Origin of the sequence: Rummeliibacillus sp. G93, from assembly GCF_023515935.1 — a bacterium.
GTDB lineage: Bacteria > Bacillota > Bacilli > Bacillales_A > Planococcaceae > Rummeliibacillus > Rummeliibacillus stabekisii.
The window spans coordinates 2,922,492-2,947,213 of the sequence record NZ_CP097314.1 but is presented as its reverse complement, the minus strand read 5'-3'; the positions used below and the strand labels follow the sequence as shown (position 1 = coordinate 2,947,213).

Annotated in this window: 26 protein-coding genes; 19 read left to right on the top strand and 7 right to left on the bottom strand. The window is 39.1% G+C overall.

What is annotated here, in order from left to right:
• Positions 1–77: 77 nt before the first annotated feature.
• Together M2M59_RS14830 and M2M59_RS14825 are read left to right on the top strand one after the other, a co-directional pair.
• The gene (locus M2M59_RS14830; protein WP_147197008.1) at positions 78–1,007 is read left to right on the top strand and encodes a 1,4-dihydroxy-2-naphthoate polyprenyltransferase; all 930 of its coding nucleotides are present in this window, start codon (positions 78–80) and stop codon (positions 1,005–1,007) included.
• 21 nt (positions 1,008–1,028) lie between these two features.
• Complete coding sequence (locus tag M2M59_RS14825; RefSeq protein WP_249774969.1) at positions 1,029–1,886, top strand: putative RNA methyltransferase; 858 nt, start codon at positions 1,029–1,031, stop codon at positions 1,884–1,886.
• Between the two features lie 221 nt (positions 1,887–2,107).
• Here the strand turns inward: M2M59_RS14825 and M2M59_RS14820 are convergent, their stop codons facing one another.
• Complete coding sequence (locus tag M2M59_RS14820) at positions 2,108–2,587, bottom strand: VanZ family protein (RefSeq protein WP_147197012.1); 480 nt, start codon at positions 2,585–2,587, stop codon at positions 2,108–2,110.
• Positions 2,588–2,765: 178 nt separating this feature from the next.
• Here M2M59_RS14820 and M2M59_RS14815 point away from each other — a divergent pair, with 178 nt between their 5' ends.
• The 8 genes from M2M59_RS14815 (at position 2,766) to M2M59_RS14780 (ending at position 8,424) form a co-directional block, all read left to right on the top strand.
• Positions 2,766–3,758 (top strand): YecA family protein, encoded by a 993-nt coding sequence (locus M2M59_RS14815; protein WP_249774968.1) that lies wholly within the window; start codon positions 2,766–2,768, stop codon positions 3,756–3,758.
• A 136-nt stretch (positions 3,759–3,894) separates the two neighbouring features.
• Positions 3,895–4,083, top strand: a complete 189-nt coding sequence (locus tag M2M59_RS14810; protein WP_066790425.1) for a hypothetical protein — start codon at positions 3,895–3,897, stop codon at positions 4,081–4,083.
• Positions 4,084–4,419: 336 nt separating this feature from the next.
• Positions 4,420–4,710 (top strand): helix-turn-helix transcriptional regulator, encoded by a 291-nt coding sequence (locus M2M59_RS14805; protein WP_244946711.1) that lies wholly within the window; start codon positions 4,420–4,422, stop codon positions 4,708–4,710.
• 156 nt (positions 4,711–4,866) lie between these two features.
• A complete protein-coding gene (gene lepB, locus M2M59_RS14800; protein ID WP_066790420.1) occupies positions 4,867–5,406 on the top strand; it encodes a signal peptidase I in 540 nt (179 codons plus the stop codon).
• Between the two features lie 10 nt (positions 5,407–5,416).
• Positions 5,417–5,884, top strand: a complete 468-nt coding sequence (locus M2M59_RS14795; protein ID WP_249774967.1) for a low molecular weight protein-tyrosine-phosphatase — start codon at positions 5,417–5,419, stop codon at positions 5,882–5,884.
• A gap of 144 nt (positions 5,885–6,028) precedes the next feature.
• Positions 6,029–6,877, top strand: coding sequence for a KPN_02809 family neutral zinc metallopeptidase (locus tag M2M59_RS14790; protein WP_066790415.1), 849 nt, complete (start codon positions 6,029–6,031; stop codon positions 6,875–6,877).
• A gap of 131 nt (positions 6,878–7,008) precedes the next feature.
• Positions 7,009–7,722, top strand: coding sequence for a YebC/PmpR family DNA-binding transcriptional regulator (locus tag M2M59_RS14785; protein ID WP_066790412.1), 714 nt, complete (start codon positions 7,009–7,011; stop codon positions 7,720–7,722).
• Between the two features lie 141 nt (positions 7,723–7,863).
• The gene (locus M2M59_RS14780) at positions 7,864–8,424 is read left to right on the top strand and encodes a YdcF family protein (RefSeq protein WP_249774966.1); all 561 of its coding nucleotides are present in this window, start codon (positions 7,864–7,866) and stop codon (positions 8,422–8,424) included.
• A 101-nt stretch (positions 8,425–8,525) separates the two neighbouring features.
• Here the strand turns inward: M2M59_RS14780 and M2M59_RS14775 are convergent, their stop codons facing one another.
• On the bottom strand, positions 8,526–9,548 hold the full coding sequence (locus M2M59_RS14775) for a YecA family protein (RefSeq protein ID WP_249774965.1): 1,023 nt from the start codon (positions 9,546–9,548) through the stop codon (positions 8,526–8,528).
• Positions 9,549–9,770: 222 nt separating this feature from the next.
• Here M2M59_RS14775 and M2M59_RS14770 point away from each other — a divergent pair, with 222 nt between their 5' ends.
• The 4 genes from M2M59_RS14770 (at position 9,771) to M2M59_RS14755 (ending at position 13,404) form a co-directional block, all read left to right on the top strand.
• Entirely contained in the window at positions 9,771–11,468 is a 1,698-nt protein-coding gene (locus M2M59_RS14770) for a M3 family oligoendopeptidase (protein WP_147197022.1), read from the top strand.
• A gap of 179 nt (positions 11,469–11,647) precedes the next feature.
• Positions 11,648–12,727, top strand: a complete 1,080-nt coding sequence (locus M2M59_RS14765; protein WP_147197024.1) for an AI-2E family transporter — start codon at positions 11,648–11,650, stop codon at positions 12,725–12,727.
• A gap of 23 nt (positions 12,728–12,750) precedes the next feature.
• Positions 12,751–13,218 carry a hypothetical protein gene (locus tag M2M59_RS14760; protein WP_249774964.1) on the top strand — a complete coding sequence of 156 codons (468 nt, stop codon included), beginning with the start codon at positions 12,751–12,753 and terminating at the stop codon, positions 13,216–13,218.
• A 24-nt stretch (positions 13,219–13,242) separates the two neighbouring features.
• Complete coding sequence (locus tag M2M59_RS14755; RefSeq protein ID WP_190323509.1) at positions 13,243–13,404, top strand: hypothetical protein; 162 nt, start codon at positions 13,243–13,245, stop codon at positions 13,402–13,404.
• A gap of 49 nt (positions 13,405–13,453) precedes the next feature.
• On the opposite strand, the gene M2M59_RS14750 is transcribed toward M2M59_RS14755, so the two are convergent.
• Both M2M59_RS14750 and M2M59_RS14745 read right to left on the bottom strand, forming a co-directional pair.
• On the bottom strand, positions 13,454–14,455 hold the full coding sequence (locus tag M2M59_RS14750) for an inorganic phosphate transporter (protein WP_147197028.1): 1,002 nt from the start codon (positions 14,453–14,455) through the stop codon (positions 13,454–13,456).
• A gap of 15 nt (positions 14,456–14,470) precedes the next feature.
• A complete protein-coding gene (locus tag M2M59_RS14745; protein ID WP_066790398.1) occupies positions 14,471–15,091 on the bottom strand; it encodes a DUF47 domain-containing protein in 621 nt (206 codons plus the stop codon).
• Between the two features lie 241 nt (positions 15,092–15,332).
• Between M2M59_RS14745 and M2M59_RS14740 the strand changes: the two genes are divergently transcribed.
• From M2M59_RS14740 to fumC, 4 genes are all read left to right on the top strand, one after another.
• Complete coding sequence (locus M2M59_RS14740) at positions 15,333–15,860, top strand: NfeD family membrane protein (protein WP_147197030.1); 528 nt, start codon at positions 15,333–15,335, stop codon at positions 15,858–15,860.
• A 76-nt stretch (positions 15,861–15,936) separates the two neighbouring features.
• Positions 15,937–17,463: a flotillin lipid rafts scaffold protein FloT gene (locus M2M59_RS14735; protein ID WP_147197032.1), complete on the top strand. Its 1,527-nt coding sequence runs from the start codon at positions 15,937–15,939 to the stop codon at positions 17,461–17,463.
• Between the two features lie 133 nt (positions 17,464–17,596).
• Positions 17,597–18,142, top strand: a complete 546-nt coding sequence (locus tag M2M59_RS14730; RefSeq protein ID WP_236717647.1) for a PCYCGC motif-containing (lipo)protein — start codon at positions 17,597–17,599, stop codon at positions 18,140–18,142.
• A gap of 130 nt (positions 18,143–18,272) precedes the next feature.
• Positions 18,273–19,655 carry a class II fumarate hydratase gene (gene fumC, locus M2M59_RS14725; protein ID WP_147197034.1) on the top strand — a complete coding sequence of 461 codons (1,383 nt, stop codon included), beginning with the start codon at positions 18,273–18,275 and terminating at the stop codon, positions 19,653–19,655.
• A gap of 49 nt (positions 19,656–19,704) precedes the next feature.
• On the opposite strand, the gene M2M59_RS14720 is transcribed toward fumC, so the two are convergent.
• Positions 19,705–20,559, bottom strand: coding sequence for a LysR family transcriptional regulator (locus M2M59_RS14720; RefSeq protein ID WP_147197036.1), 855 nt, complete (start codon positions 20,557–20,559; stop codon positions 19,705–19,707).
• Positions 20,560–20,672: 113 nt separating this feature from the next.
• Here M2M59_RS14720 and M2M59_RS14715 point away from each other — a divergent pair, with 113 nt between their 5' ends.
• Positions 20,673–21,653, top strand: coding sequence for a YeiH family protein (locus tag M2M59_RS14715; protein ID WP_147197038.1), 981 nt, complete (start codon positions 20,673–20,675; stop codon positions 21,651–21,653).
• Positions 21,654–21,724: 71 nt separating this feature from the next.
• Here M2M59_RS14715 and M2M59_RS14710 read toward each other — a convergent pair whose 3' ends face one another.
• Positions 21,725–23,464 (bottom strand): FTR1 family iron permease, encoded by a 1,740-nt coding sequence (locus M2M59_RS14710; protein ID WP_147197040.1) that lies wholly within the window; start codon positions 23,462–23,464, stop codon positions 21,725–21,727.
• On the bottom strand, positions 23,439–24,716 hold the full coding sequence (gene efeB, locus M2M59_RS14705) for an iron uptake transporter deferrochelatase/peroxidase subunit (RefSeq protein WP_147197043.1): 1,278 nt from the start codon (positions 24,714–24,716) through the stop codon (positions 23,439–23,441). The genes M2M59_RS14710 and efeB overlap by 26 nt, the downstream gene beginning before the upstream one ends.
• Between the last annotated feature and the right edge of the window lie 6 nt (positions 24,717–24,722).

The following is a 24,722-nucleotide window of genomic DNA, read 5'->3' as shown; positions in this document are numbered from 1 at the left end:
CCACAATCCTTTTTGGCACAGTAGCGAAAAATCAGTTAAGATAGAGTAGTTATACAAAGTAGAAAGGAAGACTTACGATGAATCAAACTTCTTCACAGATTGAGGAAATTAGCACATTTAAGTTAATGTGGCAGCTGACTCGGCCCCATACATTGACAGCTACTTTTTCACCAGTCATATTAGGGACAGTACTTGCGCTGTTCGATATTAAAATAAATTGGCTTTTATTTATTGCGATGTTGGTGTGCTGTTTATGCCTCCAAATTGCTACAAACCTATTCAATGAATATTACGATTTCAAACGTGGTTTAGATACGGCTGAATCAATTGGGATTGGTGGTGCGCTTGTTCGTCATGGGACGAAGCCAAGTACTATATTGAATTTTGCCTTGATACTATATGCATTAGCTGTCGTTATAGGTGTATATATCTGTATGGAAAGCAGCTGGTGGCTAGTTGTTATTGGTCTTATAGGTATGGCAATCGGTTACTTTTATACAGGTGGGCCTTATCCGATTGCTTATACGCCATTTGGTGAATTATTTGCAGGGCTCAGCATGGGTTTTGCATTTGTATTGATATCTTACTATATTCAAACAGGGGATATTAGTTTAACAAGCGTTCTAGTTTCCGTCCCTCTTGGCATTTTAGTCGGTGGTATTAACATGGCAAACAATATTCGCGATATCAAAGAAGACACAAAAGGCGGACGAAAAACGTTAGCAATACTAGCAGGGCGTGAAAAAGCAATTAATATATTAGGCTGGTCATTTATCGTTTCATATCTTTGGATGATCGTACTCATCCTTTGTGGTATTGTCAGTCCTTGGTTGTTGGTTGTGTTGATTAGTGTACCAAAACCTATTAAGGCCATTAAAAGCTTTAAAGAAGCAGAATCTAATCCGCCAAAGTTGGGCCTAGCGATGAAGTCCACAGCTTTGACGAATACGCTTTACGGACTACTTTCTTCTGTAGGCTTATTACTTAGCTATATCACGGGATATTAAAATTTGCCGGGAGGTGTTTTGATGGGAATGACGAAGAAAGAAGCGAGCGCCAATTATATGCGGAAACACCAAGATATATTGTCTTGCCCTCTTTGTCAAAAAGAGATGAAGGTCACAGAGGAGTCCACCGTGATCTGCGAAAATCGCCATACATTTGATCTGGCAAAGCAAGGCTACGTTAATTTTATGACTCATCCTGCTCCATCTATGTACGGCAGTGAACTTTTCAATGCAAGAAAAAAGGTTATTGATAGAAATCTCTATCACTTGATGTATGAAACAATCGTTGAGCAGTTGAATCTTTATGAAAAAGATTTGACTGTATTAGATACAGGCTGCGGTGAAGGCTCCCATCTGTTAAAAATAAAAGAAGCTTATGAGCAGTCTGGGACATACAAAATGCACGCTGCTGGAATTGATATTGCTAAAGAAGGTATAGTGGCTGCTGCCAAAAATTACGGTGGAATGATGTGGTATGTGGGTGATTTAGCTAAAAGCCCATTTAAAGACCAAAGTTTCGATTGTATCTTAAATATCCTTTCGCCTGCTAATTATAGTGAGTTCCAAAGGCTTCTAAAACCCGATGGAGTCGTGGTCAAAGTCGTGCCACAAAGCGGTTATTTGAAAGAATTAAGAGATCAATTCTTTGTAGATGAAGATAAAAAGACATATTCTAATGCCAAAACGGTTGAACGATTTAAAGAACAGTTCAAAGAAGTAACAGTCGCTCGCATCACAGCAACCTTGCCGCTTGAAAAAGAACTCGTACCAGATTTAGTCCATATGACACCGCTTGGCTGGCATCAAAAGGAAGATATAAACGAGAAATCATTAAGAAAGATAACTATTGATTTGGATGTATGTATCGGCAAGTTTTAATGAAATGCTGTGTATAAGCGGAATTAGAAGCTAGAAGAACAAGATAGAAGTAGAAGGCGGCTATTTCTGCAGGAATAGCTTGAGCTGAAATTCCCGCAGGTACGTAGTGACGAGAAGACTGTCACCGAATACAAAATAATAAAAAGATAAACCGAACAAATGTGAAATTATCACATATAGTTCGGTTTTTTCATTACCTTATTTTTTTGTCATAGTCACTTTTAATGTGCTTTCTTTTTCGCACGTCGTTTCACAAGGATTGAGATGCCATTCCAGATGAGCAATAAGACAATGGCTCCACTAGTGTCTAAGAGTACATCTTGATAGGAAGCGGTACGTCCTGATGTAAAATACTGATGAAATTCATCTATCACCGCTAAAAGGCATGCTGCCAAGACAGCTAAGACAAAACGATACTTTCTTCTTGGTAAAGCAATATATACAGCAATCCCAATGGCACCAAATGTAAAGAAATGGGCAGCTTTTCGACATAGGAATTCAAGGAAATAATAGTAGCCTCTTGTATCTACAGAGATATCCATTCCATAGTAATAGAAGTGAAGTTTTGATAGTAAACCTCTGAATGGTTCATTGGGAAAATATGCTTGCAAGGTAGGGACAATAGTTTGCTGCTCATAGGATTGGCTTGAAGAAATAAAGATAGCCAAAATTAGAATAAGGAGCGGGATATATTTTTTCATATAAAAACAGTAACACACTTATAGTAAAAATTCATAGATTTTATGTAAACTTTCACTAGCTATCAAAAAATGATATGCTAAAAAAGCTCTTTATTTTTAATAAAGGCTTCGGTCAGTAAACCAGCTATAATTAGCGAAGGCTTGCTGCCGTAAGAGCAGGATAAAGGAAGTGTTAAGAATGCCAGGACGTAATGATCCATGCCCATGCGGGAGCGGAAAGAAATACAAAAAGTGCTGTGCGCAAAAAGCGGCTATAACAGTAGAAGATGTTTATATAGAAGAATTAGATCGTGTATTGCAAACTTTTTACGATGTGTATCCGTTAAGGAAAGACTATCAATCTTATATACAAATGGCGGATGAATGGAAAAAAAGCCTCTCCCCTTACTTAATTGAGGAGATGACAGAGGCCATTGTAATGGATTATTTCTTTTTCCATGAACGTACTGATATATGGACAAGTTATTTAGAGAAAACTAAAAAAGAAATGGTTCGACCTAAAACAATTGAAGTTCTAGAGACATGGAATCATCCGTATATGATTCTAGCTAGAGTTGTTGGAGTAGAGGACCACTATATTGTTGTTGAAGACATACTGACTAGAAAGCAAGTAAAAGTAAGAAGAGAAGGCGAAAAACCAGTTCCGCTGGATGTCCATGTTTTCTGCTTTATCTTGCCAGATGGTTCTGGAACGGAAGAGAGCTATTTAGCCATTTCAAGCATGATCTTCTTCCCGAAAGACCAACAACAGGTATTTGATACGTGGATCACGAGTTTTAAAGAACAAGAGCAAAGTGCAGAAGAGTTCTACAAGGCACATTCAATTGAATTGTGGGAGAGCTTAGGGGAAAATGGCTTTGACGGTTTAGAGTTTACTGATTTCGAAGCAGATGTATTCTTAAAAATAGAAGCATTCTTGGAAGAACGAAATCGTCCATGGGAAGAACTTGTAGATATAGTAGAAGACTATGTAGTTGAAATTCAGCCAAAAGCCCGGAAAGCCGTCGCCATCGCCGCAGGTGCCATCCGTTTTGGTAGCGAGGCAGGGCTATTCGAGCCTGTTGGAATGACAATCAAGGAAATAGCGGAGGAGTTTGGAGTTTCTGCTTCTTCTCTAAACAAATATTATAACGAAATAAAATCTTACTCAGAAACACGCGTGGCACAATAAAGAAAACTTTCATAAAGAATGTAAAAAAGCCTATTGGAAATATAGGCTTTTTGCATATTATTTTATATACAGAACGGTAGAAGATTCCTATTGCTAATGATAAGATGAAAAAAATAAATAACAGGAAGTGAGAGCCATGTTAAAAGGACTGCCATTTTATGTAGTATTAATAGCTATCGGTTCATTAAGCATTACGTTCGCTGTCACAAGAGATATCCCTATGAAAATGCAATGGGTATTGCTTATAGGCGGAACGTTAATCAATATTATCAGCCTGATTGCACTTATGATTTTTTTGGCAAAAAGTGACCGCCAGCCCAAATAAGAATAAACCATTTAGAATATTATCCTAAAAATATGATAAAAGTTATTACACTTTTAGAAAATTTAGATTACAATAGAATGAATGGCAAATAAATAGAGTCAAAACCAACCATTGTTAGTTTATGCAATGGAGCAACTTAAATTATAAGAATATTAACTATATTTCAATTTTCTGTAAATTTAATGTTGTATAGTCAATATTCTTGTTTAATCATTCCATTAGTTACTTACAATAATTTTAAGAGGGAATTTTTCATCGATGTTTATGCAACAATTAGCGGAAGTAACTACTGGCAAGGAAACAGAAAGCCTAATAATTCTTTAAAGGAGTGGTCTAGTGGTTACTTCAAATGTATATGACCCACAAGATGAAAATGTAGTACAACAAGAAAATTCACCAGATGCAATGATGGCAGTAAAGCGTAGTGAATTAATCTTTAAATATCGGATGGCTGTCGGTCTTACGCAATCAGAGCTAGCGCAGCAAGCAAATGTAACGCAGAAGACAATTAGTCGGATTGAGCGTGGAGATCGCAATGTAAGGCAAACAACATTGAAAAAAGTGTATCAGGTATTAGGGATACCGGATGAGGAGCTAGAGGCACTAAAAGTACAGCTCGATACATAAGGAAACAATGACCATATTTTAGGTAACCTGTACACCGATGTAGCTAAAAGGATTTATTTGGAGAATAATTTGTTTTTTAAATGACAGTTCCTTCTTGCTAGTGGCATAATATGATAGAGTTATTAAAGAAGGCCGCACATATAGAAGGTGATAAAAATGGAAAAAAGAAATATAGGCAAGGAATTGCTGTCATGGGTTTGGCCAATATTGCTTGCAGTCATTATTGCTGTAGTATGCAGACAGTTTTTGTTTTCTCCTGTAACGGTCAAAGGTGAGTCAATGGAGCCTACTTACCATAACAATAATAAAATTATTATTAGTAAGGTCAGTCATATCGACCGTTTTGATATTATTGTTTTTGATTCACCCGTTGAAGATGACCATTACATTAAGCGAGTTATCGGTTTGCCCGGCGATACAATAAAAGTAAAAGATGATCAATTGTATATCAATGGGAAGAAGTACAAAGAGCCATACCTCAAACAAGGCATTAAGGAATATGAAAGTCTAGGCGACAACTTTACGGAAGACTTTACATTAAAAGAAGTGTCAGGTGTAAAGAAAGTACCGAAGAATTCCTATTTCGTACTGGGTGACAACCGCCAAAACAGTAGCGATAGCCGCGACTATGGCTTTATCAAAAAGTCAGCTGTTACGGGAGAAGTGAAATTCCAATTCTATCCGCTGAAGTTCTAGGAGGTAAATGATGAAAGCTAGCGTACTTTTTGTGTGTCTGGGGAACATCTGCCGCTCGCCAATGGCCGAAGCAATCTTTCGCCACCTCGTGGAAGAAAAAGGGTTAACAGACGCATTTGACATTGATTCTGCTGGCACAGGTGATTGGCATATAGGTGAAGCGCCGCATGCTGGAACAGCACAAATTCTTGCTCAGTATCAAATACCTGCTAAAGGCATGTTTAGCCGCCAATTAAAGCAAGAAGATTATAGTCGCTTTGATTATATTGTTTGTATGGATGACAGCAATATTCAAAATGCCCTGCCGATGCTAGGTGTAAAAGAAAGTCCTAAGGTATTTCGTCTGCTTGATTTGGTCGAAGAGAAAAAAGATGTGCCAGATCCTTATTTTACGGGCGACTTTGAGGAAACCTATCAACTTTGCTTGGCAGGCTGTAAGGCATTGCTTGAGAAAATTGATGCTGACAAAAACAAATGACAAAATGAGATTCTTATTAAAACTGAACGCAAAAATGCAGAGTCAATTGCATTTTTGCGTTTTTTCTATTTTCGCTAAGTGTCTATAGGGGAATAAAACGGGGTATAAATAGATGGACTTCAATAAGGGCGGGTGATTTTTCTAATGGATTGGAAAGGAAGAAGAGAAAGTAAAAATGTAGAAGACCGTCGGGGGATGAGTGGACCTGCAGTTGTAGGTGGAGGCCTTGGCGGCATTGGTATTATCATCGTGATTATTTATACATTACTTGGAGGCAATCCTCAAGATATATTAAATACTGATACGCAAGCTCCGCAAAGCCAGAGTACCGGATATAAATCCACTGCAGAAGAGGATGAATTAGCGGACTTTGTTAAAGTCGTTCTCGCTGATACTGAAGATGTTTGGACAGATGTATTTGCAAAAGAAGGAAAAACCTATAAGGATCCAACGCTTGTGCTCTTCACAAACAGTGTCCAAACAAAATGCGGTAATATGAGCACAGCTGTCGGGCCATTCTACTGTCCAGGCGACCAAAAGCTATATATAGATCTATCGTTTTATCAGGAATTGAAAAACCAATTTAAAGCACCAGGAGATTTTGCTATGGCCTATGTTGTGGCGCATGAGGTAGGCCACCATGTGCAGTATCTGCTTGGCACCTCCTCCAAGGTTAGTGCACTTGAACAGAGAGCATCAAAGGCAGAGGCGAATCGGCTATCCGTCAAGCTAGAGCTTCAAGCAGATTATTATGCTGGGGTATGGGCGCACTATGTACAGGGTGAAGGATATCTAGATAAAGGCGACTTTAAAGAAGCTCTTACAGCTGCCAACGCAATTGGCGATGATACACTTGAGAAGAAAGCGCAGGGCTATGCAGTGCCAGAAACCTTCACGCATGGTACATCAGCTCAACGAATGAAATGGCTAGAACGAGGTTATAAATACGGCACCATTGAAGATGGCGACACTTTCAATGCGAAAGATCTGTAGCAGCTGTAGATAGATAGGCTAGCTTTTTCATTTTTCAATTATAGTGTATAATACAACAGTAATTTAATGGCTTATTGAATATGAAAAAGCAATTAGCATATCTATCGATTAAAAGAAAGAGAGTGAATCCGATGGGACGTAAATGGAATAACATTAAAGAGAAAAAAGCAGCAAAAGACCAAAGCACATCTCGCATCTATGCAAAATTTGGACGTGAGATCTATGTTGCTGCAAAACAAGGCGAACCAGATCCAGAATCAAACGGCGCTCTAAAAGTTGTGTTAGAAAGAGCGAAAACATACAGCGTACCAAAACATATCATTGACCGTGCAATTGAAAAAGCAAAAGGCGGCGGTGAAGAAAACTATGATGAGTTACGCTATGAGGGATTTGGACCAAGCGGTTCCATGATCATCGTAGATGCACTTACAAATAACGTAAACCGTACAGCGGCAGAAGTGCGCGCTACTTTCGGGAAAAACGGCGGAAATATGGGTGTCAGCGGTTCTGTAGCTTATATGTTCGACACAACAGCCGTATTTGCCCTAGAAAACAAATCAGCTGATGATGTACTCGAGCTATTAATTGAGTCAGACGTTGACGCACGTGATGTATTCGAAGAAGGGGATACAACTATTATTTATGCAGAGCCTGATCAATTCAATGCAGTCCAAGAAGCATTAAAAGCACAAGGGATTTCTGAATTCAATGTAGCGGAGTTAACAATGCTTCCACAAACAGAGGTTGAGCTACAAGGCGAAGATTTACAAAAATTTGAACGCCTGATTGAACTATTGGAAGACCTAGAAGACGTACAGCAAGTGTATCATAACGTAGACTTGTAAAATAAATGGTAGAAGGCCTGGTATAATTAATTGCCAGGCCTTTGCTATAGGGTGCTAGATTAAAAGAGATTTATAGATTCTATTAAAATACACAACAACATATAAAGTATAAAGGAATGGTATGAGGTGAAAAGGAAGAAGATGTGGATCATAGTAGTCATAGTTTTGGTAATCGCTGGCTTTTGGGTGTTGACGTCAAAGTGGTTAGCTGAAGGGGAAAAGCCAAGAGCAACAGGTACTAACAAATATTTAGTGGTCCTGGGGGCAAAGGTGAAAAAGGGAGCGGTTCCATCTAAGTCATTGGCATATCGTTTAGATGCAGCACTCGAATACGCTAAAAAGTATCCTGAAGTTCTGATCATCGTAACGGGTGGACAGGGTCCTGACGAAGATGCGACAGAAGCTTCTGTGATGAAAAACTATTTAGTAGACAGAGGGATAGATGAAAAAAGAATTAAGCTGGAAGACAAATCTACTACGACATATGAAAACCTCGTAAATGCTAAAAAAATAATAGGGAATGAGAGTAAGAAAATCACAATCGTTTCGAATGACTACCATCTGGCACGTGCGAAAATGCTGGCAGAGAATGTGGGATTAGATTGTGATGTTATTCCTGCAAAAACACCGAAAAGTGTCGAAGCAAAATCAAGATTGAGAGAACGTTTAGCTCTTTTAAAAACGGTCGTTCTTGGGAAATAAAAATAGCCACCCGCATAATGCGAGGTGGCTATTTTTAATATTCCCAGTTCTTTCTGAAAGAAAGAGCTGATAGGATGGAAAAGCCATGTTGGCTATTCTATCTATTTGTTCATGTATTCACTAATTTGGTCGCGGTATTTGGAAATAGAAGAAGCGGACACATTGAAGTAGCCTGCTACATCTTTCACTTTAACCAAACCGCCTTCTGGAATTTCACCATTTGCTTGTCCAGCTAAGACAGCGCCTGCAGCAACTGTTTCAGCTTTTTTCGCTTTGATTGCTGTCTCTTCAAGGAAGCTTGTTAGCAATTCAATAAATGCAGGTGCCACTAGTTTATGTTCTGTTAAATAGCGGTCTGTTAGTGTTAGTACCTCAGTTGTAAAAGGTGATAAACTCACAGTGCTATCAACTGTGGAAGCTACTTCATCATCTGCGCTTTTTATTTCCTGAGCTGCTTCCTCTACAGGTATATTTGCCTCTTCTACAAATGATTGATAAAGATCAAGTGAATCTTTATAGCCATTTTGAAGTTTTGAGCATAGAATCTCTGTGACATTTTCTTTATCTTCTGGAATAAATACAACACTGCTCGTAGCAGTAAGGCCATTTTCGCCTTGGCGTGCATCAGGCATAAATATACCGAATAACCAATTGCCGGAGAATGTTTTCGATGGAGTGCCGCTCATTACGTAACTTTTGTTTGTCACCATATCTGTAATAGAGATAGTTTCTGGTGTTTGGGCATCCACTTTAGCCAGCATATAAATAGGTTTTAGCCATGAAGTCAAAATATCGCTCACTTGCTTGCGAGTTTGCAATGTTAGCTGTTGATTGATATAGCTTTGCCATAGTTCAAGATGGTCGATGTAAATGTAAGTTTCCATCGCAATTTTATCTATTAATTTAATTGAAAAAGTTTGTTGTAAAGAATCTCGCCAAACTTGATTTCTTTTTTCTAATTGACGGTAATCTGCAGGATTGAAAGATTCCTTCACAAAGCCCTCCACAATACGATCAATCTCTTCGCTTACAAGTGTAGTAATATCGCCTTGAGCGTTTTTACCATGACACTTTTTGTATTTCTTTCCGCTGCCGCATGGGCAAGGATCATTACGACCTATCAATGTATTGCACCTCACTTTAAAAATTGCACATAAAAATAGGTTAGCACAATTTGAAGAAAAAAATAAGTATTATAATTTTTCCAGCGTCAAAAACTAAACAAACTATCAAAAAAGAATGATTTTCATGAGAATAGTTGAAATTTTTCTGAATATAATAAATAATGTAATCAATACTTCGCTTTACGAAGAGTACAAGTACATAATAGAAATGGGGAATAGTAGATGCTTACATTTAATGAATATCAATATACACGCCCAGACTTGGAAGACATGAAGAAACAATTTAATAGTCTTCTACAAGAATTCAATGAGTCAAAAACCGTAGAAGTGCAAAGTGATGTGATTGAACAAATCAATCGTTTGCGTAATGATTTCTCAACGAAATATAACTTGGTTTATATTCGTGCTTCTATCGACACAAACGATGAATTCTATCAAAAAGAGCGAGACTATTTAGATGAAATTACACCCGAAGTGGAAGAATTAACAACGAATTACTATAAAGCCCTTATTGCTTCCCCTTTCCGCAAAGATCTAGAAGAAAAGTGGGGCTCTCAATTATTTTCGCTAGCAGATAACCAAATCAAGGGATTCTCACCGGAAATTATGGATCTTATGCAAAAAGAGAACAAGCTAACATCTGAGTACTCCAAATTGGTGGCGTCTGCACAAATTTCTTATGATGGCAAAGAATTGACGCTTGCACAGCTTGGTCCTTATACAGAGTCTACAGACCGTGCGACACGGAAAGAGGCGAATGAAGCTCGCTTTGGATTCTTCCAATCGCATGAAGAAGATTTCGATCGTATTTATGATGAATTAGTCAAAGTGCGCCATGAGATGGCAGTCAAACTTGGCTATAAAAACTATGTAGAGCTTGGTTATGTCCTGATGAACCGAATTGATTACAACGCAGACATGGTTAAGAAGTACAGAGATCAAATTCGCGATGTAGTGGTTCCTTATGCAACAGAGCTTAGAAAACGCCAAGCAAAACGAATTGGTCTAGAAGATTTAAAGTTCCATGATGAGGGGCTGAATTTCTTAAGTGGCAATGCAACGCCAAAAGGAACGCCAGAGTGGATTGTAGACAACGGCAAAAAGATGTATGACGAGCTTTCTCATGAAACATCTGAGTTCTTCCACTACATGGTTGACCATGAGTTGATGGATTTAGTAGCGAAAAAGGGGAAAGAAAGCGGTGGTTACTGCACATTCATCGAAGACTATGACTCGCCGTTTATTTTTTCAAACTTCAACGGCACATCAGGGGATATCGATGTATTGACGCATGAAGCGGGTCACGCTTTCCAAGTATACTCAAGCCGAAAGATTGGAATACCAGAATACCTTTGGCCGACATTTGAATCAGCCGAGATTCATTCTATGAGTATGGAATTTTTCACATGGCCATGGATGGAATTGTTCTTTAAAGAAGACACAGAGAAGTATAAATTTGCGCATTTAAGCGAGTCACTTCTATTCTTGCCTTACGGTGTAGCCGTCGATGAATTCCAGCATGTCGTTTATGAAAATCCGGAAATGACACCGGAGGAACGAAAAGCTGCGTGGAAGAAAATCGAAGGTATCTATTTGCCACATCGTGATTATGATGGCATCGACTATTTAGAAAAGGGTGGCTTCTGGCAACGCCAAGCACATATTTATAACAGCCCGTTCTATTATATCGATTACACACTTGCTCAAGTGTGTGCATTCCAATTCTGGAAGAGATCTCGTGAAAACCATGAGGAAGCATGGAAGGATTATATCCACCTTTGCAAGCTAGGCGGAAAAATGTCCTTCACAAAATTGGTGGAAGAAGCAAATCTTGTTTCTCCATTCGAAGATGGCTGTGTAGATTCTGTTATGGTTGCGATTCGCGACTATCTTGATAGTGTAGCAGATGACCAATTATAGAATTATATAAACTGAAAATCCCGTTGCTCTCTAAGAGTACGGGATTTTTTTATTGAGCGTAAGGTGGCTATTTTCAGTTTATAGTTGAATAGCGTATACTGATATAAGAATATATAGTGAAACGTCAATTATTGTAGTTTTTACAGACTGTTATTAATGCCGAAGAGGAAGTGAACCATTTGACAAAGAAACTATGGTTTCAAGCGGGTGTCGGGATTCTATTAGCTCTATTGATTATTAAATATTTTCTAGAGATTAAATCCCTTTTCTATCCGATTGCAGTCATACTAAGTGCTATTTTTATTCCGTTGCTAGCTGGGGGCGTTCTATACTATGTCACAGAACCCATTCAGCGCTTTTTAGAAAAAAGAAAGTTTCCAAGATGGGCAAGCATCTTATCTATACTGGTCATTATAGGGGCTCTTATTTATGCGTTTATCGCCGTTATTGTGCCGCCAATCAATAACCAAATTAATCATTTGATTAAGGCAGCGCCCAATCTCGCAAATGAGCTTTCAGATATGATTGATTATATCTTAAAGAATCGTGAAAAATTCCCTGATCAGTTGAATGATGCGATTGAACGAATCACCAATTCGATACAGCAATACGCTGTATTTACAAGTAAGTTTTTGGTGCAACTTATTTCTAGCCTCGTATCCGGTGCCTTCATTTTAATTCTGGTACCATTTTTCTTCATCTACATGTTGAAGGATCATGAGAAGTTTGCCCCTGCGATCTATAACTTATTCTCAGGCTCACGTCGCCAATGGGTGAAAAAAACGTTAACAGATATTGATGATGTATTACGTAATTATATCCAAGGTCAAATATTAATCAGTTTTATATTAGCGACCCTTATTTTTATCGGCTATAAAATTATAGGCCTTGAATATGCGCTCCTGCTCGCTATGTTTGCATTTTTCATGAATATGGTGCCTTTTATCGGCCCATGGGTTGCGCTTGTGCCTGCCATCATTGTAGGCTTCCTAGACGACCCTATGAAAGCTGTATGGGTGTGTGTGGTAACACTTGTCGCTCAACAAATTGACAGCAACTTTATCACGCCCAACATTATGGGCAAGACGCTTGATATTCATCCGCTTACCGTTATTACGATTATCTTAGCTGCAGGCAATATCGCCGGGTTTATCGGAATTTTACTCGGAGTGCCACTCTATGCTGTCGCTAAAGTCATCGTCAAAAATGTCTATGAACATCGGAAAGATATTAAATCTGCTGCTACTAAAAATATATAGAGCGATATTAAAAAGGAGATTATATGCTAACATTTGAAGAAAAACAACATATCATTGAGAGTTTTAAAGAATTAACGCGTAAAGAGATATCGATGGGCCGTTTAAATTACCACTTTGAGGGGAGCCAATTTGAGAAGAAGATTGTAGTAGAGAAGCTTCATCCAAATGGTAATGGCTTTGTTTATGTTGGCGATTTGCTTCGTTATCCAACAGCCCAAAAAGGTCTTGTGAATATTAGAGATTTCACAGAGCAAGAACTGCGAGAAGTGGTCGAGGATTCAATCATGTATCTTTCAGAGGTTGACGAACCTGTAGAGGAAGAAAAATTTGAACAAACCTGGCTTAATCGAGACAAAGCAGAGCTTTTGCTTGTAAATGATGATCCTTATTGGAATATTTATCATGGAGAAAATTTAGAAGAAAGCTTTGGTACACGCGATGATGCTGAAGACTATTTATATGCAGAAGGATTTAAGCCGTCTGCCCAATAATAATGAATAGAAAAGGAGAAGACTATGTCTGGTAAAAAGATGACATTCCTAATCATTGGAATTGTTCTTGTATGCTTAATCTTAATCTACCTGTCTATTGCGACCTTCTTTAAAAATAATCCTCACCAACCTAATCAGACTGGCCATGCAACAGAGCTACATGTGGATAATAGTATTAGAGGATAAATAAGAAAAGCCGCTCCTAGGAGCGGCTTTTTTGTATAGCAAAATACTATTACATAAATAAGTTAAAAATATAAAAAATCAAAGCACCAAGCAATCCGGAGATTGGGAGTGTAATAATCCATGTCATGACTATTTTACGTGCCACGCCCCATTTAACGCCTTTTACATTTTGTGCAGAACCTACACCCATGATAGAAGAAGAAATAACATGTGTTGTAGAGACAGGCAAATGGAAATGGGTAGCTCCAAAAATAATGATTGCTGAAGATAAATCAGCAGCCACCCCATTTACAGGGCGAATTTTCATGATTTTGCCACCGACTGTTTTGATAATTTTGTATCCACCGATAGATGTACCCAAGCCCATAGCGGTTGCAGCGCTAATTCTTACCCACATCGGCACATCTCCGCCTTGGTTCACGAAACCGCCGGCAATTAAAGCCATAGTAATGATACCCATCGATTTTTGGGCATCATTCGTTCCGTGTGAAAAAGATTGTAGAGCAGCTGTGAAAATTTGCACTTTTCGGAACGAATTGTTCATACGGCTTAAGTTGCGATCTTTAAATACGAATTTAAACAGCGACATCATAAGGAAACCACCAATGATCGCGATAAAAGGAGAGAAGATTAGCGCCTTAAAAATTTTCCCAAATCCTTCATAGTTGATCACGCCGAATCCAGAAGATGCAATCGCTGCACCTGCAAGCGAACCGATTAAGGCATGCGAGGAGCTGGACGGGATACCGAAGTACCAAGTCAGTAAGTTCCAAATGATTGCAGATAGCAATGCAGCTAAGATAATGACAACACCATGTTTTAAAGCGAATGGATCTACAATGTCTTTTGCGATTGCTTGGGCTACCCCTGTAAAGGTTACCGCGCCGATAAAGTTTGCTGTAGCTGCCATAATAACGGCTGTACGAGGTGTTAACGCACGTGTAGAAACGGCAGTGGCAATCGCATTGGCTGTATCATGGAAACCATTAATAAAGTCGAATAATAGAGCAAAGATTACGACCAGTACAGTTAAAATCAGTATTGTATTCATGTATTACTACATCTCCTATGCGTTGCGCATGATAATCGTATCCATTGCATTGGCTACGTTTTGGCAATAGTCAGCCACTTCTTCAAGCTGTTCGTAGATATCTTTAAATTGAATAATGCGGATAGGATCTTTTTCATGTAGGAATAGTTGCTTAATGGAAGTACGCAATACTTCATCGCACTTACGCTCATAATCTTTAATTAAAATGGCATGATCGCGCATATTAATTAGTTTTTTATTTGCTAAATGCTGCATAGCAGCAGCAATTTCGTCGGTGCTTAACACAATGTATTTCAAGAAATCTCTCATATAATCATCGACTTCTGTAAGTGAAAACATTTCAAAGTGGGCAATGCAGCCTTCCACTCCATCTAGAATGTCATCCATGCGTACAGCTAATTCCAAAATATCTTCACGCTCGATTGGGGTCATGAAAGACTTGTTCAACATTTGAATAAGGTCATGGATCAGCGAATCGCCATCTGTTTCATATTTCTTCAGCGTAACGCTGAGTTCTTTTAAACCCGCAATGCTTGTAATTTTAAAGTCATCTGCATAATGAGATGCTTCCTTTAAATTCTCAGCAATTTTCAATAATGTTGCAAAGAAGGGATCTTCTTTTTTTGTGCTAAACATACAAAGCCTCCTAATTATAAAAACCGGTAGATGTTTTAAATAAAAACACAACTATAATAATAACAAATTGCGATATAAATCCCTACAAATTTCGTCATGGTCCGATTAAAATTTACATTCCCGTAATATTTAGATTGCACACATTTAAAATTAAATAATCAGAAAAAATGAAACTTTTGACCTTCTGAACCGTAGATATAGATAGTAACGAAGAAAGCGAGCGAAGAAGGGGGTGAATTCAATGGATTTTCACACTTGGTCGATTGAACAGTGGTATTTAAGCTTATTGATTATTTTAGCGATTTGTATGGTCTTTTATTTGTTTTTTGGCGATATGGTTGAGGGCGTAGGAGAAGGTATTCCTTTTTTTAATCCGGCAGTCATACTTGCATTTTTAACCTTTTATACTGCAATGGGGTGGGTCCTTGAAACTTTCACTGCACTAAATAGTATAAGCATTGCCATCATTTCAGTAATTGCCGCTATTATTTTAGATATTCTTTTATATTATTTTGTGCTTATTCCTTTAAAATCAGCCGAAGTTTCCATGGCCTATACAGAAGAATCTCTTGGAGGGCAAGTAGGAAAAGTTATCGTACCAGTGCCGGTTGATGGATATGGGGAAGTTGTAATCGAGACGGTGAATGGCATTATATCAAAAAGAGCGGCAAGCTATGATCTTGTGGAAATACCCTATGACGCAAAAGTATTAGTTATAGAAGTAAAAGAAAGTACTGTATTTGTAAGGGAGTATAGCCCGATTTTCTAAAGCTGCTTTTCAAGTGAAGAAGTAATATTTTTTGATAACTACTTGGATCAACATGTAAAAATAGGAGGAAAAAATTATGCCTTTAGCATTGATAGTTGGCGGAATTATAGTTGTTTTAGTATTGGCGATTATTGGCGTCTATGTAAAGAAATATCGTACGGCAGGACCAGATGAAGCATTGATTGTGACAGGGAGCTATCTTGGCTCTAAAAATGTCCATAAGGATGAAGCAGGCAACCGCATTAAGATTATTCGCGGTGGAGGTACATTTGTATTACCTGTATTCCAACAAGCAGAACCGCTTAGCTTATTATCAAGCAAACTGGAAGTTACTACGCCAGAAGTCTACACAGAGCAAGGTGTGCCTGTCATGGCCGATGGTATTGCTATCATCAAAATTGGTGGCTCTATTACGGAAATTGCCACAGCTGCCGAACAATTTTTAGGGAAGCCAAAAGAAGAACGCGAAATGGAAGCAAGAGAAGTATTGGAAGGTCATCTACGTTCCATCTTAGGCTCTATGACAGTGGAAGAAATTTATAAAAACCGTGACAAATTCTCGCAAGAAGTACAGCGTGTTGCTTCACAAGATTTAGCTAAAATGGGCCTAACGATTGTATCCTTCACTATAAAAGATGTACGTGACAAAAATGGCTATTTGGAATCACTTGGTAAACCACGTATCGCCCAAGTTAGACGCGATGCGGATATCGCGACAGCGGATGCTGAAAAAGAAACTCGCATCAAACGAGCGGAATCAGATAAAGAAGCACAAAAGGCAGAGCTAGAACGTGCAACTGAAATCGCGGAAGCAGAGAAAGAGAACCAATTGAAAGTGGCTGAATATCGTCGTGAGCAAGATATCGCAAAAGCGCGCGCCGACCAAGCCTACGAACTTGAAACAGCAAGAGCGAAGCAAGAAGTAACGGAACAAGAAATGCAAATCAAGATTATCGAGCGTCAAAAGCAAATCGAGCTAGAAGAAAAAGAAATTCTTCGCCGTGAAAAACAATACGATTCAGAAGTCAAGAAAAAAGCTGATGCAGATCGCTATGCTGTTGAACAAAATGCAGCGGCTGACAAAATGAAACAATTAGCCCAAGCTGATGCAGAACAATATCGTATTGAAGCTAAAGCGAAAGCAGAAGCTGAAAAAATTCGTTTAGACGGTTTGGCTAAAGCTGATTCTGAAAAAGCCCAAGGGGAAACAGAAGCAGAAATTATCCGCTTGAAAGGTCTTGCGGAAGCAGAAGCTAAACGTAAAATCGCAGAAGCCTTTGAGCAATACGGCCAAGCTGCAGTATTAGATATGATGATTAGCATGCTGCCTGAATATGCAAAACAAGTGGCGGGCCCACTATCTAATATCGATTCAATTACGGTTGTGGACACTGGCGGCGGAGCTGGTGGCGGCGCAAATAAGGTGACAGGCTATGCAACAGATTTGATGGCTTCATTACAAGAATCATTGAAAGCCTCTTCGGGTATAGATTTGAAAGAGATGCTAGAAAACTACTCAGGCAAATATAATATTAGACCAAGCATTGAGCGCTTAGTAGAAAGCAAAAATGACGCTCATACAGCAGCAACTGTAGAGAAATAACACAGATAACCTCATCGGAATTTTTTCCGATAGAGGTTATTTTTTTGAAAGCATCTTGACGTCAATTTGTCATACGACTGTTATACCCTGATAAGGTATAATGAAAGAAAAGCGTTTGAAGGAGTAGAACAATTTGAAGAAAAAGTGGTTATCATGTTTATTGGCGGGCACGATGCTTTTAGCTGCTTGTGGCAACAGTGCAGATAAAACAGCGAAAGAAAACCAAGATAGCGAGAAAGCAACTCAGTCAGAAAAGACAGAACACACGGCACACCAAGGGGGCCAGCATGAGTTGCCTAATGGTGATTTACAAGAGGAAACAGCATCAAGTGATATTTTGCCGAGTTTCTTGGACAAACAATCAGAGGATTTAAAATTGGTCTATCAGGCAGCAGGCAAAGCGACAGAAGTACTTAAATGGATGCCATGCTATTGTGGCTGCGCAGAAAGCGCAAATCATGAAAGCAATCTAAACTGCTTTATTAAAGAAGTTAAAAAAGACGGCTCGATTGTCTGGGATGATCATGGTACACGCTGCATTGTTTGTGTAGAAATTGCAATTAAATCCATTAAACAAGCACAGGAAGGCGTTCCTTTAAAAGATATCCGTAAAAAGATCGACGAAGACTATAAAGAAGGTTATTCGAAACCAACAAAAACACCAATGCCACCAGCTTAAAGATTAGATAGGTTCTTTCTAGCTTTCTCAGCAATTTGCTCATTCTAAACAGATTAGCAGACAAATAATGGGGAAAACGCTATCATATGAAGTGAGTATTCAACAATCTTAAGAAATGGAGTTGGAGAATTTGGACTATCGTATTGAACATGATTCCATGGGAGAAATTAAAGTACCTGCAACACATAAATGGGGAGCCCAAACACAGCGAAGCAAGCAAAACTTTAGAATTGGTTCTGAACATATGCCAATCGAATTTATCCATGGCTATGCATTACTTAAGAAATCAGTAGCGAAAGTTTGCGTTGATCTAGGAACCTTGTCACAAACAAAAGCAGATGCCATAGCACATGCGGCAGATGAAATCATTGCAGGCAAATGGGATCAAGAGTTTCCTTTAGTCATCTGGCAAACCGGAAGCGGCACACAAACAAATATGAATGTCAATGAAGTCATCGCACACCTTGGCAATGAGTATCTAGAAGCACAAGGCAGTGATGAGCGTTTGCACCCAAATGATGATGTCAATAAATCACAAAGCTCCAATGACTCATTCCCAACTGCTATGCACATTGCTTCAGCGATTGCGGTAGAGAAGAACTTACTTCCTGCGTTGGAACAAATAAAAGCAACATTGAAAACAAAATCTGAAGAATTCATGCAGTTAATCAAAATTGGTCGTACACACTTGCAAGATGCAACGCCTCTTACATTAGGCCAAGAAATCAGCGGTTGGCTTTACATGATTGAAAAATCAGAGGAAATGATTAAAGAAAGCGCTAAGCACATGCTAGAGCTAGCAATTGGTGGCACTGCTGTCGGAACAGGTTTAAATGCACCAGAAGGCTTCGATGAAAAAGTAGTAGCTGTTCTTGCGAAAGAGACAGGTTTGCAATTTGTACCATCGCCAAACAAATTCCATGCACTGACTTCTCATGACCAAATGGCTACAACGCATGGTGCAATGAAAGCTTTAGCTGCAGATTTGATGAAGATTGCCAATGATGTTCGCTGGTTAGCTTCTGGCCCTCGTTCAGGTTTTGGAGAAATTTCAATTCCAGAAAACGAGCCAGGTTCATCTATTATGCCAGGTAAAGTTAACCCTACACAATGTGAAGCAGTGACAATGGTGGCTGTCCAAGTGATGGGTAATGACGTTACATTAGGCATGGCAGCTTCTCAAGGTAACTTTGAATTGAATGTATTTAAACCAGTCATTCTGTATAACTTCATGCAATCAGTTGAATTGTTATCTGATGTCATCAGAAGCTTTGATGAACACTGCCTGCAAGGCATTACAGCAAATGAAGATAAATTAGAACACTTCTTAAACAATTCTTTAATGTTGGTGACAGCATTAAATCCACACATCGGCTACGAAAATGCAGCGAAAATTGCAAAACATGCCCATAAAAATGGATTAACGCTGAAAGAAGCCGCATTAGATACAGGACTTGTGACAGAAGAACAATTTAATGAATGGGTTGTACCAAGCAAAATGATTAAGTTTTAAAAAGTAAAGGCTGTGGATAAGCTTGCAAAGATGCAAGTTTTCCACAGCTTTATTTATTTCTCTTCAAATAGTCTAAAAATGTATCCGTTGTTTTGGTTAAAAAGGGAGTATTCAGATGGATTGCATGAAAGTCTCGCTGATAATGAAAGTCTTCTCGGCGGATGATTTGCAATTTATTTAGGTGAATTTCATCTTGAATGGTCCATTCAGAAAGCAATGCAAGTCCGAGACCATTCGCAACCGCTTCTTTAATCAGCTGAGTACTGCCAAATACCATCGTATGTGTTGGATTCAATCTATGCTCTTTTTTAAAATTGTCAAAAGCCTCTCGGGTACCCGATCCCTCTTCTCTTATAATCCATGTATGTGCGTCTAAGTTATGCACAGGTTGTCCAGACTTTGCTACTACAACTAAATGATCTGTAGCAATTTTGTGCGATTCTATCCACTTATTGTTGACAGTGCCTTCAATTATCCCCAAATCCAATGTTTGATCCACAATCTTTTCTGCAATCTCTGCTGTATTGGCAATACAAATGCTCGGGACAACTTGTGGATAAACATCAAGAAAGGCTGCTAGTCTTTTTGGAAGCAAATATTCCCCATAAGAGTAGCTCGCACCTAGCAATAAATCACCGCCCACATGGCTTGTTAAATCATCTAATTTTCGCTTCATGCTTTGGGACAGTTTATCTATTTCTTTTCCGTAATAGGCTACGATTTCTCCGGCCTTCGTTAATTGAATTTGCTTATGGGAGCGATCAAATAACTGGACTCCAAGCTCTTCTTCTAAATTCTTTACATACTGGCTGACAGCAGGCTGCGTCATGAATAATTCCTCCGCCGTACGGGAAAAATTCATATTCTTCACAACGAGGAGGAAAATGCTTAACTTATCATTCATATAACCATCCTTCTATAAGTAATTACTTATGATAAAGATTAAAATGATTAATTATCTTTTTAGGTGAGTACATCTTATCATATAAATAGAAATTATGAATTGGAGATGAGCGTATGAAACACAATAGTGGATTCTATAAAGGAATCTTAATGGTACTCATCATTGCAATAGCATCCTACTTCCTAAGCAAGGTTCCGATGCTCAATTATCTGGGACCTTTAGCTATAGCCATCCTGATAGCAGTGATTATACGTAATACACTGCCTTATCCACAAAAGTGGAAAACTGGCATCGATTTTGCCGCGAAGAAGATTTTGCGGTTTGCTATCATTTTGTATGGAATCCGTCTCAATATCGCTGTCGTTGCCCATGAAGGGCTGCCGTTGATTGCTCGTGCGGCCGGCGTTATTGTAGGAGCCATTTTGCTAACCATCATTATAGGAAAGCTTTTAAAGGTAGAAGATAATTTAATGATGTTACTGGCATTTGGTACAGGAATTTGTGGTGCCGCAGCCATTGCAGCCGTTTCACCAATCCTAAAGGCTAAAGAAGAGGATACAGCAATGGCTGTAGGTATGATTGCATTGATGGGCACCATTTTCTCGTTACTATATCCGGCAGTAGGGTCACTTTTACACTTAGCACCAGCCGTATATGGCTATTGGTCCGGCTTCAGTTTGCATGAAATTGCACATGCTGCACTAGCAGGCGCAGCCTATGGCGACGAATCCCTGACACCTGCATTGCTTTCAAAATTGAGCCGAGTTCTCTTATTGTTCCCTGTAACACTTGTGCTTGTAGGTTTCTTGAAGTTTAAAAAAGGGGGAACAGGGCAGAAAGCTTCCTTCCCTTATTTCTTACTAGGATTTTTAGCGGTCTCTGCGCTTGGCACCTGGGGAACACAGCAAGGATTCCTGAGTGCATCTGTAGAAGATGCCATCGCACAAACAGGCACATTTTTCTTAGCGGTTGCTATGGCTGCCCTTGGCATGTCTGTTGACTTAAAGGAATTGAAATCAAGAGCATTGAAGCCACTGTTAATGATGACGATTGTTTCCATTATTCTTAGCGGAGCTGTCTTGTTTATTGTTTAAGCTGCGAGATAGAATAGAATGAAATAAAAAGACTGTAGATTAGCTTTTTCAAGCTGTCTACAGTCTTTTTGCTAAGCAGTTGTTGCATTGCGTTTTTTAAATAGAATCGTAAAGATAATCAGCGCAAGAAGAATGGCCTGGCCGCTAATGGTTTCAATTGTTGGGTAAAAGCCAATCGTAGCCCATACTGGCATATGGCTCATAACATTCGAAGGTACAACATCAGTCAATTGCAACGTATGAATACTTACACCGATTATTTTAAATGCCAGCAAATAGATGAATATAGTCGCTACGGCAAAGAATTTATGAACAGGAATTTTATTTGTCGCACGCAATAAGATGAATGCTACAACAGCTAAAATGACGGCTGCAATCCCGATACCTAGTGAAAATTGGGAAGTAGACATTTTTGGTGCTATTCCCGCATAAAAAATCAGTGTTTCGGCCCCTTCGCGGAAGACGGCAAGGAAACTAATGAATGCCATTGCCCACACACTTTGTTTGGACATTGCATGGTTCATCTGTTTAGCAATATACGCATTCCAAGCTTTGACGTTCGATTTGCTATGCATCCAAACACCAACACCAATCATCATAGCAGCGGCAATTAAACCTACATATCCTTCAATCATTTCGCGGCTAGTATTGATTGTAGAGGAGTTGAACAGCGTTGACATTAAAATAGCTGCCACTGCACTACATGCAATCCCGAGTCCTGCTCCAATATAAATCCATTTTTCCATATGACGTTGGTCTGATTTCTTAAGAAATGCAATTAATGCGATCATAATTAAAAGTGCTTCTAAACCTTCACGCAGTAAAATAAGTGCAGAATCCCAGAGTGTATAATTTTGGTCGCCCTGAATTAATTGGATTTGTTGTTTTAGGTCTCCGAGCTTTGTTTGAATACCTTTTGCATCCACCTGATCTTTCATCAAATCACCAGCAATAATGGGCATTTCGCTTTCGATTTTTGTATAAAGGCCAGCATTTTTAGTGCGTATATCGCCTTCTACATTTGGCCAAGTGACGATGAACTGTTTGATAGTGGCGGAAGCCTTTGAATAATCATTGGCAACGATTTGCCCATTGGCTTTATCAATTAAATCAATGAGCGATTGCAGTGAATATGTGTCTCCTTTAGTAGAAGAAGCCACTTTTTTCCCTAGTCCAAAGTCATTCACTGTTTGCTTTAATACGTTAAACTGGTCTTGCATGGTATCAAAGTTGGGATGTTCGTCAGCTAGCGCAATGCGGATGAACGACATTTGTGTTTCAATCTTGCCGTAAGCAGCAATGTCTTGCTCTCTAACAGGTGTTTCTTTCTTCTTCCAATAAGCGTTGAATGTAGTATATGCTGCTGTCATCTTGGGTACATCGCCTTCTTTAATAGCAGCTTGAAGCTGGTCTAGCGCAGGATTCATCGCTGTCAGGAAGGACTGTCTTTCCGCTTTCTCATCAACAGGGTTTTCTGCTTTTTCTAAAGCTGTTAGAGCCTTAGAAAGAGTAGATAGGGCATCAAGACGTATGTCAGTTGAAGAAGCTGCTTGGGCTTCTTTCAATGCTTGGTCAACTGCTTTCGTTTCCTTGGAATCTTGTGAACGTACTTTCTTCCAATCTTGTGCAAAAGCAGAGAGCGCCTTTTCAGCCTTTTTATCATCGCCTTTTTTGCTGTCCATAATCGCATCGCTGATTGAAATATACAGGTTGCTATAGGATGCGGCTGCTGATACGGGTTTCATGGCAATAAAAGCAGCTAAAGTACATAGTATAAGAATTTGACTACAGCGTATTAAATAATGCTTCACCTATATAACTTCCTTTTTTTATACCTGGGAAGCATGCAAATAATGCGCTCCCACGATGGGTAATGTATTCATTCATTTTGTCTAAGCGGCCTAAACTGTTCTGTATCTTGATAAATTGTTTAGGATTTTTTTGAAACGAGATAAAAAGCAATCCGGCATCAAACGTGCCCGTAGCATCCATCACGCCAGATGAATAGGAAAATGATCTGCGTAATAAACGCGCATTTGACTTCTTCGCCAGGAACGTATGTGAAGTTTCAGGTACAATCGGATTGCCGTTTGCATCTTTACGGTCGATATCCATCGCTTCAAATTCGCCCTTCTTGCCAAGAGGTGCACCACTGTCGCGATGCCGCCCAAATGTTGCTTCTTGCTCTCTTAAAGCTGTACGGTCCCAAGTTTCTAAATGCATTTGTATACGGCGTGCTACTAAATAAGTGCCACCTGCCATCCATGGCTTCGAATCACCGGGCTGTACCCATACGACTTCGTTCATATCTTTTTCATTATCAGTTATAGGATTTTCTGTGCCATCTTTAAAAGCAAATAAGTTGCGTGGTGTTTCTTTTTTGCCATTTTTTATGGGGATAGAATTAAATCCGGCTTGTGACCATTTCAATGATACTTTACCGGAGGCCGCACGAATTAAATTACGGACCGCATGAAAAGCTACTTGCGGGTCATCAGCACAAGCTTGAATACAAATATCTCCACCCGTAAATGTTTCCTCTAACTGGTCCTTTGGAAAGTGGGGCAGGTCTTGTAATTCTTTAGGCTTCAGCTGTGCCAGCCCTAACTCTTTTTTCTCAAATAGAGAGGGTCCCACTCCAAATGTGATAGTAAGGTTATTGGCATCTAGCCCCTTTGCTTCACCTGTATCCTTAGGTGGGATAAGCGCATTTTCTGAAGCTGTGCCAATTAAATCGCCATTCATCATTTGGACTGCGAGGGGTGTCCACATTTGGAACAGCTCTTGCAGTTGGGATTTAGAGGTTACTAAAACATTTAATGATGCGAAATAGATACTTGTCTGTACAGCAGTCGAGATGCCTGACTGATGTTTTCCGTAAAAATCAACTTTATTGGCTACAGTAGATTGATCCTCTAAGATATCTTTTCCAAAGGCTTTAAGAACACCACCCATACCTGAAGCACCGATTGCTAATCCTACTGCACCTGCGCCAGTCATTTTCATCATTTGTCTGCGTGTGATTTTTTTATCTAGTAAACGTTCATCATTTGTTTTAGTCATTGCTTA